2 tRNA genes are annotated in these 435 nt (G+C 46.0%); both read left to right on the forward strand.

The features are described 5' to 3' along the window. Positions 1 to 9: 9 nt before the first annotated feature. Positions 10 to 86 (forward strand) — tRNA-Arg (locus tag H4J65_RS00130). Positions 87 to 338: 252 nt separating this feature from the next. Continuing rightward, positions 339 to 415 (forward strand) — tRNA-Arg (locus H4J65_RS00135). Positions 416 to 435 lie beyond the last annotated feature (20 nt).

The raw sequence follows: 435 nt of genomic DNA on the forward strand, positions 1-435 counted from the left end.
GTTTATTGCGGACGCGTAGCTCAGCTGGATAGAGTACCTGGCTACGAACCAGGCGGTCGCAGGTTCGACTCCTGCCGCGTCCGCCACATTGAAAAAACCAGTCTAATGACTGGTTTTTTTTCGCCCCAACATTTTGTTTTTATCTTTGTGGGGTCGCATCAGAGTGCTCATTATGAGTAACATGCGTTATCTCTTAAGCTAGAGATATAAATAACAGGCTTGATTTGAGGACGCGTAGCTCAGCTGGATAGGTTATCTAACGCTAATGGCTACGAATACTTATTATGAGTAAAGTTCGTTATCTCCTAAGCATGAGATATAAAAAAACAGTTTATTGAGGACGCGTAGCTCAGCTGGATAGAGTACCTGGCTACGAACCAGGCGGTCGCAGGTTCGACTCCTGCCGCGTCCGCCACTTTTCTTTAAGTGGCTAAA

Source organism: Colwellia sp. MB02u-9, assembly GCF_014077085.1.
GTDB lineage: Bacteria > Pseudomonadota > Gammaproteobacteria > Enterobacterales > Alteromonadaceae > Cognaticolwellia.